This window comes from Streptomyces sp. NPDC007164 (genome assembly GCF_040634135.1).
Lineage (GTDB): Bacteria > Actinomycetota > Actinomycetes > Streptomycetales > Streptomycetaceae > Streptomyces > Streptomyces sanglieri.
This window is the reverse complement of the sequence record NZ_JBEYFB010000001.1, coordinates 780,792-795,032: the sequence shown is the minus strand read 5'-3', so window position 1 is coordinate 795,032 and position 14,241 is coordinate 780,792. Positions and strand designations below refer to the sequence as shown.

Genomic DNA, 14,241 nt, shown 5'->3' with positions numbered 1-14,241 from the left:
CTTCGGGCGCTACGGCAGCAGCCGCTGCTCCTTCGCCACGGCCACGGCGCCCGCCCGGGTGTCGACGCCGAGCTTGTCGTAGATCCGGCCGAGGTGGGTCTTGACCGTGGCCTCGCTGATGAACAGGGCGCGGGCGATGTCGCGGTTGCCCAGGCCCTGGGAGAGCTGCGCCAGGATGTCGAGCTCGCGGTCGGTGAGGGTGGGCAGGGGCTTGCGCATCCGGGCCATGACCCGGCTGGCCACCGGCGGGGAGAGCGTCGTACGGCCCTGGGCCGCCGAGCGGATCGCGGCGAAGAGCTCCTCGGGGCGCTCGGCCTTCAGCAGATAGCCGGTGGCGCCCGCCTCGATGGCCCGGGTGATGTCGGCGTCCGTGTCGTACGTGGTGAGGACCAGCACGTGGACGCCGGTGGCGGCGATGCGGCGGGTGGCCTCGACGCCGTCGATGCCCTCGCCGAGCTGGAGGTCCATCAGGACGACGTCCGGGGAGAGCTTGGCGGCCAGGGCGACCGCCTCCTCGCCGCTGCCGGCCTCGCCGACGACCTCGATGTCCGGTTCGCTGCCGAGGAGGGCGAGGAGACCGGCGCGTACGACGACGTGGTCGTCGCAGAGCAGGATGCGTACGGGCGGCGTCGCGGTCATACGAGGTCCTCCGGGGCGGTCGGCGGGGCGGTGGGGGAGAGGGGGACGGCGGCGGACAGCACCGTACCCTCGCCCGGCACCGACTCGATCGTCAGTGTGCCGCCGAGCTGGTGCAGCCGGGCCCGGATGGCGGGCAGCCCGTGACCGCGCACGCTGCCGGTGGTCCCGGTGCGTTCGGTGGGTACGAAGCCCTGCCCGTTGTCGGCGATGTCCAGGACGACCCGGTCGTCGAGGTGGGTCAGCGTCAGCGCCGCCTCCGTCGCGTTCGCGTGCTCCTTCACGTTGGCCAGCGCGCCCTGTGCGATGCGCAGCAGTGCGGACTGCACCCGGTCCGGCAGCGCGGTGTGCCGCTCGCCCTCCACATGGCAGCGGACGGTGAGCCGCCCCTGTCCCTGCGCCGTCTCGCGGGTGGCCAGCGCGTGCAGGGCCGCCTCCAGGCCGCCGCCCGCCGCGAGATCGGCCGGCGCGAGGTCGTGGACGAAGCGGCGGGCCTCGGCGAGGTTGCGTTCCGCGATGCCGGTTGCCGTACGGACATGGCGGCGGGCGGTCGTCGGGTCGGCGTCCCAGGTGCGGTCGGCGGCCTGGAGCAGCATCTGCTGGCTGGACAGGCCCTGCGCGAGGGTGTCGTGGATCTCCATGGAGAGCCGCTGGCGTTCGGCGAGGGTTCCCTCACGGCGTTCGGTGGCGGCCAGTTCGCGGCGGGTGCGCAGCAGGTCGTCGATGAGTTCGCGCTGCCGCTCGGACAGTTCGCGCTGGCGCTCGGCCTGGCGCTGCATATGGACGAAGACCGCCGTGGCGACCGCCGCGACGGCGGGCGGGGCGAGCACCAGATTCGGGTCGAAGCCCTCGGCCAGCCGGAGTTGGGCGGCGACGACGAACAGTGTGAGCAGGGCGACCAGGGCGAGTGCGGCGCGCGGCGGGAGGATGCGCAGCCCGGTGAAGAAGAGCGGCACCGCGCACCACGCGAAGCTCGGCGCGAGGACGACCAGCACCATCCAGACGGCGACCAGCGCCCCCAGCCACACCAGGGAGCGCGGCGTCGGGCGCGAGCCGAGCACCGGCCCGATCACGTACAGCACGGCGATGGCGACGGAGAGCGCGATGATCCACGGGGTGCGGGCCTCGCCGGGGTGGCGCAGCAGGAAGCGGGTGAGCGAGGCGCCGAGCAGCAGGAAGAACGCGGCGTGCATCAGAGCCGTGAGCCACCGGGCGTCCGGGTCGCCGGCCCGGTCCCGGACCGCTTTCCCGGGCGTCCTGCCCGTTCCCGGGGCCAGGTCCGCGACCGTGTCCGTGCCCGCGCCGGGTGCCGGTCGGCTTCGGTGCTTCACGTCGTGCCTCTCGCTCCTCGCCGTCGGCGGCGCCGCCGAGCTGCACGGATGTCCCCATGGTCACCCCGGATGTCCCCATGGTCGCGCCGGACGACCACCCCCGCATCAACCGATCGGCTGATGGGGCCGTCGACCGTCCCGCGTGCGGCGTCGAGCCGGTCCGCCGACCGTGCGGTGCCGGTCGCGGCCGGAGGATTGGACCCGGGGCCGGACAAGCTCGTCCACCGCCCCGCACACCCCGATCCACCGCTGCTGAGGAGCCCACCATGAAGAAGCTGTCGCTGCGCACCCGTGTCCTGACCGGTGCCGTCGCCGTCGCCGCCCTCGGCGCGGGCACCTTCGGCGCTATGTCCGCCAACGCCTCCACCCCGGCCGCCGCCCCCGCCGCCGCCGTCAAGGCCGACGCCGCGAACGACAACCTTCAGCAGACCACCCACCTGACCGTGGCCGCCGCCACCAAGGCCGCCCGGGCAACCCTCGACGCCGCGAAGAAGGAGAACCAGCGCGTCTCCGTCGCCGTCGTCGACCGCAACGGCAACACCGTCGTCACCCTGCGCGGCGACGGCGCCGGCCCGCAGTCCTACGACGCGGCCCAGAAGAAGGCGTTCACCGCCGTCTCCTGGAACGCCCCCACCTCCGAGCTCGCCAAGCGCCTGGCCAACGCCCCCACCCTGAAGGACATCCCCGGCACCCTGTTCCTCGCCGGCGGTGCCCCGGTCACGGCCAAGGGCGCCCCGATCGCCGGCATCGGTGTCGCCGGTGCCCCGTCGGGCGACCTGGACGAGAAGTTCGCCCAGGCCGGCGTCGCCTCCCTCGCCCGGTAGCGGGCAGCCCGGCCCGTCGAGCACACCCGGCATCAGGAGCGCGTGCCCGGCATCAGGAGTACGAGCCCAGTAACAGGAGTACGAGATGAACGCCCTCGATCGACAACTGCTCGACGCCGCACGCACCGGTGACACCCACCGGGTGCGATCCGCGATCGAGGGCGGCGCCCGGGTCGACTGCCGCGACGAGGAGTTGCGCACCCCGCTGCTCCTCGCCGTCCACGGTGACCACGTCGAGGCCGCCCGGCTGCTGGTCGGGGCGGGCGCGGACCCCGATGCCCAGGACCGGCGCGAGGAGAGCCCCTGGCTGGCGACCGGGGTCACCGGCAGCGTTCCGATGCTGCACGTGCTGCTGCCGGCCGGCCCCGATCTGAAGCTTCGCAACCGCTTCGGCGGCATCGTGCTGATCCCGGCGAGTGAGCGCGGCCACGCCGCCTACGTACGGGAGCTGCTCCGGGTCACCGACATCGACGTCGACCACGTCAACCGGCTGGGCTGGACGGCCCTGCTGGAGGCCGTGATCCTCGGCGACGGCGGCCGGGCGCACCAGGAGGTCGTCGAACTCCTGCTGGCGGCCGGTGCGAACGTGGACCTGCCGGACGGCGCCGGGCCGACCGCGCTGGAGCACGCGGAGCGCCGCGGCTTCGCGGGCATCGCCGCGCGGCTGCGGGACGCCCGGTGAACGTGCGCCACGCGGTGGTGGCACTCGCCGCGGTCTCGGTCCTCGCGGGCTGCGCGGGTGGCGCCCCGGCCGCCCCGGCCACACCCCGTGCACCGGGCAGCTCGCCCGGCGGCGCACCGGCCTCCCCGGCCCCGTCCTCCGTCTCGTCGAAGCCCTCCGCCGCGGCCACCCCGCACGGCACACTCCTCGTCGCCGACTTCGGCGCCGACACCGTGACCTTCGTCGACCCGGACCCCGGCCACGACCGGCACACGCTCGGCTCCGTCGAGGTCGGCACCGCCCCCTACGGCCTCGTCGTCGACGACCGGGGCATCGCCTGGGTGGCGACCGCCGAGAGCGTCGCGGTCGTCGACACGGCGACCCGCACCCGCCTGGCCCGGATTCCGTACAAGACGCGGACCGGCCCCGTCACGACCGGCGAGTACCGGGGCGGGGGCATGGGCATCGCCCTGGCCCCCGACGGCCGGCACGTCTATGTCGGCGTCAATGTGCCCGGCCGCAACGGTGTGCTGGAGATCGTCGACACCGCGACCCGCGAGGTGACCGGCACGGTCCCGGTGGGCCGCCGCCCCTTCGACGTGGACGTCTCGCCGGACGGCACCGAGGTGTACGCCACCGGTCACGACTCCTTCGACGTCACGGCGGTCGCCACGGCCGACCGGAAGAGCAGGCGCTTCGAGGTCGCCCCGTACGGCACCGAGGGCGGCCTCGGCTCCTGGCTGAAGCCGCACTACGCCGTGGTGCGCCCGGCCGACGGCAGGCTGCTGCTGCCGTTCGAGGGCGAACGGCTGGTGGTCCTCGATCCGCGCACCGGGCGGAGCACCGTCGAGCCGATGACCGCCAACACCCACCAGCACGGCGCGACGCTCGCCCCCGACGGCACCCTCCTCGTCGTCGGCACCGGCCCGGTCCTCTCCGACGACCGGGGCCCGTCCCTGACCGTCCGTACCCCCGCGGGGTCCGAGCGGGTCGTGCCACTGGACGGGCCGCACGAGGACGTGACGGTCTCCGACGACGGCCGGACGGCGTACGTCACCGAGGGCTTCACCCGCGACGGGTACGGCAACGGCGTCACCGTCGTCGACCTCACCGGCGGGAAGCGGCCGTTCGAGGTCGTCGCGGGCGCCCGTCCGCTGGGGATCGCGATCCTCTGAGCGAGACCCCCGAACCGGTCATCCCCCGAACCGGTCATCCCCCGAACCGGACATTCCTCGGATCGGGCATCCCTCGAATCGGACATTCCATGTCTAGGATCGCCGGTGTGGACCAGCGACCAGCCAGTGAGCGAACACCCGTCCGCCGCACGGCTCGTGCCGCCGCTCTCGTCCTGCTGGTGCTGACGACGTCCACCGGCTGCACCGGCGGCGTCGAGGGCAGACCCGGTGCCGCCGGTCTGCGCGACCCGTACTTCCCGAAGCTCGGCAACGGCGGCTACGACGTCACGCACTACGACCTCGTGCTCGATGTGGACCCGGCCGCCCGCCGGCTGAGCGGCACCGCCACGATCACCGCGCGCGCCACCCAGGACCTCAGCGCGTTCAACCTCGACCTCGACGGACTCACCGTGCGCTCCGCGACCGTCGAGGGCCGTCCCGCCGCCGTCAACCGGGCGGGGCACGAGCTGACACTGCGCCCGGACGCAGGGGTCGGCGACCGGCTGCGCAAGGGCCGCACCTTCCGTACGGTGGTCCGCTACTCGGGCTCCCCGAAGACCATCATCGATCCCGACGGGTCGAAGGAGGGCTGGCTGAGGACTGCGGACGGCTCGGTCGCGCTCGGTGAACCGACCGGCTCGATGGCCTGGTTCCCCGGCAACAACCACCCCAGCGACAAGGCGTCGTACGACATCGCCGTCACCGTCCCCAAGGGGCTGACGGCGGTGTCCAACGGCGAGCTGGCCTCCCGGCGCGGCTCGGGCACCACCACCACGTTCCGCTGGCACGCCCCCGAACCGATGGCGAGCTATCTCGCGACCGTCGCCATCGGCCGCTTCGAAACGAAGTCCTCGACCACCGCGGACGGCATCGAGGTGTTCACCGCCGCGGACACGACGGTGGCGAAGGACAGCGCGCGGATCGTCGCCCGGGTCCCCGAGGTCGTGAAGTGGCAGGCGGAGCGGTTCGGCCCGTACCCCTTCTCCGCCACGGGCGCGGTCGTCGAGCGCCACGGGGACGCCGGTTATGCCCTGGAGACCCAGACCCGGCCCTTCTTCCCCGGGCCGCCGGACGCCGGGCTGCTCGTCCACGAGATGGCCCACCAGTGGTTCGGGGACTCCGTGACACCCCGGAGCTGGCGCGACATGTGGCTCAACGAGGGCTTCGCGACCTACGCGGAGTGGCTGTGGGAGGCCGACAAGGAGGGCGTCCCGATCCAGGACCTGTTCGACGCCGCCTACGAGGACGACGACAACTGGGCCTTCCCGCCCGCCGATCCGCCGACGGCCGCGGACATCTCGCAGGCGCCGGTCTACGGGCGCGGGGCGATGGTCGTCCACAAGGTCCGGCAGGCTGTGGACGACGACAGGCGGTTCTTCGCGCTCCTCAGGGGCTGGACGAAGGCGCACCGGCACGGCAACGCGTCGACCGCCGACTTCACCGCCTATGCGGAGAAGGCGACCGGCAAGGATCTGACGGAGCTGTGGGACACCTGGCTGTACGGCAGGAGCCGGCCCGCCCCGAAGGACTGACCGGCTCCCGGAGTACCGCGCTGTTCGGGCTACTTCACGTTGACGCCGCTCCAGGCGGCCTGGACGGAGGTGAGCTCGGCGCTGTCCGCGCCGTACAGGTCGGTCGCCGCCTTCTCGGTCGCCTCACGGGCGCCCGCGTAGTCGGTGGACGACGTCATGTACTCGGAGAGGGCCTTGTACCAGATCTGGACGGCCTTGTCCCGGCCGATGCCGGTGACGGTCGAGCCGTCGGAGGTCGGGGAGTCGTAGTCGACCCCGTTGATGGTCTTCGCGCCGCTGCCCTCGGACAGCAGGTAGAAGAAGTGGTTGGCGACGCCGGAGGAGTAGTGCACGTCGAGGTCGCCGACGCTGCTGTCCCAGTTGTCGGCCGAGCCGCCGTCCTTGCTCGGCTCGTCCATGTAGCGAAGCGGGCTGCCGTCGCCGTTGATGTCGATCTTCTCGCCGATGAGGTAGTCGCCGACGTCGGTGCTGTTGTCGGCGGCGAACTCGACCGAGGTGCCGAGGATGTCGCTGGTCGCCTCGTTCAGGCCGCCGGACTCGCCGAAGTAGTCGAGGTTGGCGGTGGACGCGGTCAGGCCGTGGCTCATCTCGTGGCCCGCGACGTCGAGGGCGGTCAGCGCGCTCTTGTTGTCGGCGCCGTCGCCGTACGTCATGCAGAAGCAGCTGTCGTCCCAGAACGCGTTGACGTACGCGTCGCCGTAGTGGACCCGCGAGTACGCGGCCTTGCCGTCACCGGCGATGCCGTCGCGGCCGAACGCCGACTTGTAGAAGTCCCAGGTCTGCGCGGCGCCGTAGGCGGCGTCGACAGCGGCGGTCTGGCGGTCGTTGCCAGTGCCGTCGCCCCAGGTGTCGTCGTCGTCCGTGACGAGGTCGCCGGTGCCGCTCTCGCCCTGGTTGAGGTCGTACGTCTTGTGGCCGCCGCGGTCGCCGTCGGTCAGCTCGAAGCCGGAACCGGACGCGGTCGTCGACAGCTCGACCTCGCCGCTGTACTGGCTGTTGCCGACACCGGTCTCGACCGCCTCGTAGCTCTGGAGCTTCTTGCCGGTGCTCGCGTCGGTGATGGTGTGCAGCCGGCTCGGCGTGCCGTCCTTCTGCTTACCGGTCTTCACCGTCTCCAGGGCGAGGACGGGCTTGCCCGAGCCCGCCCAGATCACCTTGCGGGCGGCGGCCGCGGTCTTGATCTTCGGCGTCGTGGACGGCACCGATATCCGAGCCTTGGTCGCCTTGGTGACGCCCTTGAGCTTTCCGCCGGGGGCGGTGTGGGTGACGAGGTCGCCGCCGAGGACGGGCAGGCCGTCGTAGGTGCGCTCGTAGCGGGTGTGGACGGTGCCGTCGGCGTCCTTGATCACATCGCGGACGACCAGCTTCTCCTTGCCGCCGAGCCCGAGCGAGTCGGCCGTGGCGGCGACGTCGCTCTGTGCCGACTTGATGGCGGCGGTGCGCACCGAGGCCTTGTTCGCGCTGAAGGGGACAACGCTGCGAGTGGCGGAGGGGCCGTCATTTCCGTTGTCCGGCACGGCATTCGCCGCACCGGTCTGCATGCCTACGACGACCATCGCGGCCACGGCGGCCAGGGCTGCGGCGCGACGGGTGTTCATGTGGGGGGTCATGCGCTCTCCGTTGCTCGTTCCGTGGGGGGTTACGAGCCGAGAGCGTGCCACTGAATGAGCGACATTGACGGAGTACTAACAATTACCTCACATTTATTTGACTAGTTCTTGTCCGAATGGAATACACATGTGTCCGTTAATCGGCGGGAGTTGGGCGTTCGTGTCCGATGACGCCGCATACCGGATGGTGTGCACGGGTCCGGTCGTGGCGCGCACGCAGAAGCCCCCGGCCGTCGGCCGGGGGCTTCTGGGGTGGTGCCGGTGCGTCAGAGGTTGACGCCGAAGTCCTGCGCGATGCCGCGCAGGCCGGAGGCGTAACCCTGGCCGACGGCGCGGAACTTCCACTCCGCGCCGTTGCGGTACAGCTCGCCGAAGACCATGGCGGTCTCGGTGGCGGCGTCCTCGCTCAGGTCGTAGCGGGCGATCTCGGTGCCGCCGGCCTGGTTGAGGATGCGGATGAACGCGTTGCGCACCTGGCCGAAGTTCTGGCTGCGGGTTTCGGCGTCGTAGATCGAGACCGGGAAGACGATCTTGTCGACGTCGGCCGGCAGGCCCGCCAGGTTGACGTTGATCTGCTCGTCGTCGCCCTCGCCCTGGCCCGTGACGTTGTCACCGGTGTGGACGATGGTCTGGTCGGGCGTCGACTTGTTGTTGAAGAAGACGAAGTGGCCGTCCGAGACGACCTTCCCGGCGGGGTTGACCGCGATCGCCGAGGCGTCGAGGTCGAAGTCGGTGCCAGTGGTGGTGCGGACGTCCCAGCCGAGGCCCACCGTGACGGCGGTCAGGCCCGGGGCCTCCTTGGTGAGGGAGACGTTGCCGCCCTTGGACAGGCTTACAGCCATGGGAAGTCCCTTTCATCGTCGATCGCGGGCTTCATGCCATCACGAAGCTACCGTCACAGGTCATAACGTGGGCAGAGGACCAGGAGGTTCCTGCTCCCTTTGCTTTCTTTACCTGAATGCTCCGGACGGCCCGGCGGCCGGTCCCGCAAAAGAAGGTGACGAACACCCTCCGGTGCGGGGAACATGGGTGTCATGTCCGGGCCCTATGTCATCCGCGGTTCGGTCTCCCTGCCGGAGGCCGAGCTCATGTGGCGTTTCTCGCGGTCCTCGGGGCCCGGCGGTCAGCACGTCAACACCAGCGACTCCCAGGTGGAGCTCCGCTTCGACCTCGCGGCGACCGAGTCGCTCCCCGAGGTGTGGAAGGAGCGGGCACTCCAGCGTCTGGAGAGCAGGCTCGTGGGCGGGGTGCTCTCGGTACGCGCCTCCGAGCACCGCTCACAGTGGCGCAACCGCGAGACGGCTCTCGTACGCCTCGCCTCGCTGCTCGCCGAGGCGACGGCGCCGCCGCCTCGGCCGCGGCGAAAGACCAGGATCCCGCGGGGCATCAACGAACGGCGGCTGCGCGAGAAGAAGCAGCGCGGCGAGACCAAGCGAGGCCGCTCCAACCGCGACTGGTGACGGTCCGGTTCCGCGCCGACTCGGGCTCCGGCTCCTGCACGGGCTCCGGCTCCTGCACTGACTCCGGCCCTTCGCGCCGGATCCGCCCCCCGTGCTTCCTCACCCCAGCTGCCGGTACCGCCCCCGGAAGTACGTCAGCGGTGAACCGTCCCCGCTGGGCAGGGCCGCGCTCAGCACCCGGCCGATCACCAGCGTGTGGTCACCGGCCACGACCCGCTGCTCGGTCCGGCACTCCAGCGTGGCCAGCGCCCCTCCTACCAGCGGCGCCGCGGTGACCTCCCCCCGTGTATAGGGGATGTCCTCGAACAGCAGCCGGTCGCTGATCCGGCCCTTCATCGCGAACCGCCCGGCGATGTGCCGCTGGCTCTCGGCGAGCACGGACACCGCCCACAGCGGCTGCTCCGACAGCAGGTCGTCCATCCGGGAGTCGTTGCGCAGGCTGACCATCACCAGGGGCGGGTCCAGCGACACGGACATGAAGGCGGTCGCCGTCATGCCGACGTCCTCGCCGCGCCCGTTCTCGTCCAGCGGCGGCTCCTGGGCGGTGATCAGCACGACACCGGCGGCCAGCCGGGCGAGGGCGCCTCGGAACTCATCGTTGCTCACCCCCTCAGCATGGGGGACGGGCCGGGGATGCGGGGCGGGGGTCTTCGTCTGCTGCAACACACCGGGCACGCTAATCGCGGTACGCGTACCTCCGCATCGGGCCAGGGGACCAGTCGGGTCCTAGGACCCGCGGTCCGCCCGGGCGGGCACTGCAACGTACGGATTTGCGTTCAAGAAAAGGACAGGGCGAATTCGCGGGCCACTCCCAACCCTTCACCATCTGTTGTGACTTGAGTCACAGAGCGCAATATTTGTTGACCCTGTGTACCGACTGCGCAGCTCACTGTGATTCAGTGGCCGTGACACTGCAGTAAGTACGTCGATATGAAACCTGGAGTGCTGTCGAGGTCTCGGGGAGTGCGAGCAATGGAGGCCGAGTCGGAGCCGTACGTCCGTCTTGCGACGATGCGGCAGCTGCACCAGGCCGTCGCCGATCTCAACACGGCGCGGAGCCTGGCCGACACGCTGCAGACCGTCGCCGACGGAATCGTCAACGGTCTCGGCTACGAGCTGGCCTGCGTGAACCTGGTCCGCCCCGACGGCGATCTCGTCGTCGCCGCCTTCGCGGGCAACAGCGCCGCCGAGGCCCTGATCACCGGCCGGGTCGGCTCGCGCACCTCCTGGGAGCGCCGGCTGTCGATGGGACAGGTCTGGGACGAGCTCCGTTTCATACCGCACACCGACGGCTGGGTCCTCCTCGACGACGACGTACCGCAGTGGCACACCGACGGGCCGGACCCCCGCTTCGAGGACGAGTGGCACCCCCAGGACCGGCTCTACGCCCCGATGCACGCGTCCGGCGGCGGCGCCGATCTGCTCGGCGTGATCTCCGTGGACCGCCCGCGCAACGGCCGCCGCCCGGGCGCCTGGGGCCGCGAGGCGCTCCAGATGTACGCGTCGCAGGCGGCCATTGCGATCAGCAACGCCCGGCTGCGAGCAAACATGCAACGGGCGCTGGTCCGGCTGGAGCGGGAGCAGCAGGCGCTGCGGGCCAGCGAGGAGTCCTTCCGCCAGGCGTTCGAGTACGCGCCCAGCGGCATGGCCATCGCGGAGATGGGCGGCGACCAGCACGGCCGGCTGCTGCGCACCAACGACGCGCTGTGCCGGCTGCTCGGCCGCCCCGCGTCCGTCCTGCGCCGCTACTCCTTCGCCGACCTGGTCCACCCCGAGGACATCGGCACGCTGCTGCGCACCTCCGCCGAGGGCGGTCGCGCCGAGCTGCGGCTCGGGCGGCGGGACGGCACCTACCTCTGGGTCTCGCTGCGCAACTCCGTCGTCGCCGACACCGCCGACGGCCCGCGCTTCCTGCTCACCCACGTCGAGGACATAGAGGAGCGCAAGCGCCACGAGCTGCATCTGGCGCATCGCGCCTCGCATGACGCGCTGACCGGCCTGCCCAACAGCGCCGAGCTGCGCTCCCGGCTGAGCGCCCGGCTCTGCGACCGGCCGAACGCGGCGGTGACCACGCCGGTGGAGGCGCTGGACGCGGCCTACGGAGACGTCGACGATGCGGACGCGCGGACCCACGGCTACGAGGTGGACCCGGCGCCCGGCGGCCCGTACGACCACCATGTGCACTCCGTCGCACCCGACACCGAGCACGACGACGGGGCGAAGGGGCTCGCGGTGCTCTTCTGCGACCTCGACGGCTTCAAGTCGATCAACGACCGCTTCGGCCACCACACCGGTGACGCCGTGCTGATCGAGGTCGCCCGGCGGCTCACCACCTGTGTCCGCGACGGCGACACCGTGGCCCGGCTCGGGGGTGACGAATTCGTCGTCCTGGCCGACGGGCTCGGCGACGCGGACGCCGCGGATCTGGCCGTACGCCTGCGTAACGCCATCATTCCGCCCATCCGGGTCGACGGCCGGGCGGTGCGGGTGGGGGCGAGCTTCGGCATCGGCTGGGCCGCCTGCGGGATGACGGCCGAAGAGGTGCTGCGCTCCGCCGACCAGCGGATGTACGTGGAGAAGCGGTCGCGGTCGAAGGTTCACCGCAGGGCCGGCTGACGTTCACGGCGGCGCGGCCCCCGGTGCTCGGCCGTTGTTCCGGTACCGCCGTCGGCAATTCTCGGTGTGGTCCGTTCGGGGTAGGCTCGGCCGGTCGGCCACGGCTGGCGATATCAGGCGACGGCTGGCGACATGGTGAGGAGTGACCCAGGGATGACGGCCGGCAACAACGGCGCAAACAAGCCCGAGGACGACGATCCGTTCGGCTACCTGTACGAGGACGGACAGGCGGCGGGCGCCCAGCCGCCTGGGCAGGGCGGCTACGGCTACCCGGGACCGGCGGCCCCGCAGCCGGGCGTGCCCAGGACCTCGTACAACCAGGTGCGCACCGTCGGCGAGCGCCAGTACGGCCAGCAGGTGCCGCAGCAGCCGTACGGCCAGCAGCAGGCGTACAACCAGCCGAACGCGCAGTACGCCGCCCCCGAGACGTACCCCGGTGCCACCGGGCAGGTCCCGCAGCAGGGCGGCCGCGGCCGGTCCGGCGGTTCCTCGGGCAGCGGCGGGCCGAACACCAAGGGCCTGCTGATCGCCGCGGTCGCGGTGGTCCTGGTCGTGCTCATCGGGATCGGCGCCGCGCTGATCACCGGTGACAAGGACAAGGACAAGAAGAAGGACGAGGCCACCTCCTCGGCGGGCCCCGGCAACCAGGTCGAGGAGTCCCCGAAGCCCGAGCAGTCGGCCGGCTCCGATGCCCCGGCCGATCTGCCCGAGCAGGACGCGGCGACGCTGAAGCTCGGAGGTTCGGCGGAGGTCAGCCAGTCGGTCAAGGGCGCGGACGGCCCGAACGGCTCGTACGTCACGGGCTTCAACGCGGTTGGGTCATCCGTGACGTGGAAGGCGGCGATGAAGGAGGAAGGCAAGTACCGCTTGACGGTGCGCTATGCGATTCCCGCCAAGGACGCCAATGCGACGCTGACGGTGAACGGGAAGCCGAATTCGCAGCCCATCGGTCTCAAGAACTTCATCGACTCGTCCGACCCGAACTGGGAAAAGAACTGGCAGACCACCTGGGCGCCGGTCGACCTGGTCAAGGGTGAGAACGAGGTCAGCATCTCGTGCCAGGACGGGAATCAGTGCGACGTGATCCTGGACTGGCTGAAGGTCACTCCTGCCAATGGAGCCCACTGAGGGCGAACGCTCTGCGGCCTCTCCCGGTGCCCGATCCCGGGGGAGGCCGCGTGAGTACCCTCACCTGGGCCGGGGCAGGTCAAGTTGCGCGGCGGACGGCCGAGGCCGTCCGCAGGACCTCGTTCGCCCGGAGTAGTTCCCGCACCTCGCGCCCGGCCACGGCTTTTCGCCGCGCTGCCCCGGCCCGTCGGCTGACCGGAATACCCCCGTCTGCCCACGACCCCGAGGGTCGCGGAGAACCCGGCGGCGCACCAGGACTCCGCCTGCCCAAGAACAACCTCGCGCCGAGCAAGGATGAGGAACTCCGTTGCTCGGCGCGCGCAACACACAGCGCACAACGCGAACGCGTTGCGTGCCGCGGTCAGCCCATCAGCGCCAGGAACCCCGCCACCGTCGCGGCCATCGCCTCGCGCCCCGGAGCGATGTACTTCCTCGGGTCCACGCCCGTGGTGTTCTCGGCCAGGTACGCCCGCACCGCGCCGGTGAACGCGGTGTTCAGGGCCGTGCCCACGTTGATCTTGACCATGCCGGAGGCGGCGACGGCCCGGCGGATCTCCTCGTCCGGGACGCCGCTGGAGCCGTGCAGCACCAGCGGGACCGGGACGGCGTCGCGGAGCCGGCCGATCAGCTCGTGGTCCAGGGCGGCGGTGCGCTCGGTCATCGCGTGCGAGGAGCCGACCGCGACGGCCAGCGCGTCGACGCCGGTGTCGCGGACGTACGCGGCGGCCTCGGCCGGGTCGGTACGGACGCCGGGGGCGTGGGCGTCGAGCGGGGCCTCGCCCTCCTTGCCGCCGACCTTGCCGAGCTCGGCCTCGATCCAGATGCCGTGCTCGTGGCCCCAGGCCACCGCGGCGGCCGTGGCCCGCACGTTCTCCTCGTACGACAGCTTGGACGCGTCGAACATGACGGAGCCGAAGCCCTCGGTGTGCGCCTGGTGCAGCAGCTCCACGGACTCGACGTGGTCGAGGTGGAGGGCGAGCGGGGCGCTGGACGCGCGGGCGACGGCGGCGGCCGCCGCGGCGATCGCACCGAGCCGTCCGCCGTGGAACTTCACGGCATTCTCGGAGATCTGGAGGATGGCGGGGGATCCGGCGCGCTCCGCGCCGGCCGCGATGGCCTCCGCGTGCTCCAGCGTGATGACATTGAAGGCGGCGATCCCGCGTCCCTCGGCCTGGGCGGCGGAGACGAGTTCACCGGTGCTGACGAGCGGCATGCTGACCTCTTGCTACTTCTTTCGAACCAGCGATCGCGCGGGTTCGGGACGGGCG

At 71.6% G+C, this 14,241-nt stretch carries 13 protein-coding genes; 7 read left to right on the top strand and 6 right to left on the bottom strand.

Translation table 11 applies throughout. The features are described from left to right. Positions 1–9: 9 nt before the first annotated feature. The gene (locus ABZ622_RS03640; protein WP_360539929.1) at positions 10–639 is read right to left on the bottom strand and encodes a response regulator transcription factor; all 630 of its coding nucleotides are present in this window, start codon (positions 637–639) and stop codon (positions 10–12) included. Next, positions 636–1,913 carry a sensor histidine kinase gene (locus ABZ622_RS03635; protein ID WP_360540271.1) on the bottom strand — a complete coding sequence of 426 codons (1,278 nt, stop codon included), beginning with the start codon at positions 1,911–1,913 and terminating at the stop codon, positions 636–638. The genes ABZ622_RS03640 and ABZ622_RS03635 overlap by 4 nt, the downstream gene beginning before the upstream one ends. Positions 1,914–2,233: 320 nt before the next feature. Here ABZ622_RS03635 and ABZ622_RS03630 point away from each other — a divergent pair, with 320 nt between their 5' ends. From ABZ622_RS03630 to ABZ622_RS03615, 4 genes are all read left to right on the top strand, one after another. Then, positions 2,234–2,791 (top strand): heme-binding protein, encoded by a 558-nt coding sequence (locus ABZ622_RS03630; protein ID WP_360539927.1) that lies wholly within the window; start codon positions 2,234–2,236, stop codon positions 2,789–2,791. An 85-nt stretch (positions 2,792–2,876) separates the two neighbouring features. Next, a complete protein-coding gene (locus ABZ622_RS03625) occupies positions 2,877–3,473 on the top strand; it encodes an ankyrin repeat domain-containing protein (RefSeq protein WP_360539925.1) in 597 nt (198 codons plus the stop codon). Beyond that, positions 3,470–4,627 carry a beta-propeller fold lactonase family protein gene (locus ABZ622_RS03620; protein WP_360539923.1) on the top strand — a complete coding sequence of 386 codons (1,158 nt, stop codon included), beginning with the start codon at positions 3,470–3,472 and terminating at the stop codon, positions 4,625–4,627. Before ABZ622_RS03625 ends, ABZ622_RS03620 begins: the two co-directional genes overlap by 4 nt. A gap of 107 nt (positions 4,628–4,734) precedes the next feature. After that, a complete protein-coding gene (locus tag ABZ622_RS03615) occupies positions 4,735–6,159 on the top strand; it encodes a M1 family metallopeptidase (RefSeq protein ID WP_360539921.1) in 1,425 nt (474 codons plus the stop codon). A gap of 29 nt (positions 6,160–6,188) precedes the next feature. On the opposite strand, the gene ABZ622_RS03610 is transcribed toward ABZ622_RS03615, so the two are convergent. Beyond that, a complete protein-coding gene (locus ABZ622_RS03610; protein WP_360539919.1) occupies positions 6,189–7,769 on the bottom strand; it encodes a M4 family metallopeptidase in 1,581 nt (526 codons plus the stop codon). A 266-nt stretch (positions 7,770–8,035) separates the two neighbouring features. Next, complete coding sequence (locus ABZ622_RS03605; RefSeq protein ID WP_266913805.1) at positions 8,036–8,611, bottom strand: TerD family protein; 576 nt, start codon at positions 8,609–8,611, stop codon at positions 8,036–8,038. Positions 8,612–8,794: 183 nt separating this feature from the next. Between ABZ622_RS03605 and arfB the strand changes: the two genes are divergently transcribed. After that, positions 8,795–9,229 (top strand): alternative ribosome rescue aminoacyl-tRNA hydrolase ArfB, encoded by a 435-nt coding sequence (gene arfB, locus ABZ622_RS03600; protein WP_342284415.1) that lies wholly within the window; start codon positions 8,795–8,797, stop codon positions 9,227–9,229. A 99-nt stretch (positions 9,230–9,328) separates the two neighbouring features. Here arfB and ABZ622_RS03595 read toward each other — a convergent pair whose 3' ends face one another. Then, positions 9,329–9,835: a flavin reductase family protein gene (locus ABZ622_RS03595; protein ID WP_360539916.1), complete on the bottom strand. Its 507-nt coding sequence runs from the start codon at positions 9,833–9,835 to the stop codon at positions 9,329–9,331. A 366-nt stretch (positions 9,836–10,201) separates the two neighbouring features. On the opposite strand from ABZ622_RS03595, the gene cdgB reads away from it, so the two are divergent. Continuing rightward, on the top strand, positions 10,202–11,845 hold the full coding sequence (gene cdgB, locus ABZ622_RS03590) for a diguanylate cyclase CdgB (protein WP_360539914.1): 1,644 nt from the start codon (positions 10,202–10,204) through the stop codon (positions 11,843–11,845). A 153-nt stretch (positions 11,846–11,998) separates the two neighbouring features. Beyond that, a complete protein-coding gene (locus ABZ622_RS03585) occupies positions 11,999–12,973 on the top strand; it encodes a carbohydrate-binding protein (RefSeq protein WP_360539912.1) in 975 nt (324 codons plus the stop codon). A 361-nt stretch (positions 12,974–13,334) separates the two neighbouring features. Here the strand turns inward: ABZ622_RS03585 and ABZ622_RS03580 are convergent, their stop codons facing one another. Further along, entirely contained in the window at positions 13,335–14,186 is an 852-nt protein-coding gene (locus tag ABZ622_RS03580) for a class II fructose-bisphosphate aldolase (RefSeq protein WP_360539910.1), read from the bottom strand. Positions 14,187–14,241: the final 55 nt, after the last annotated feature.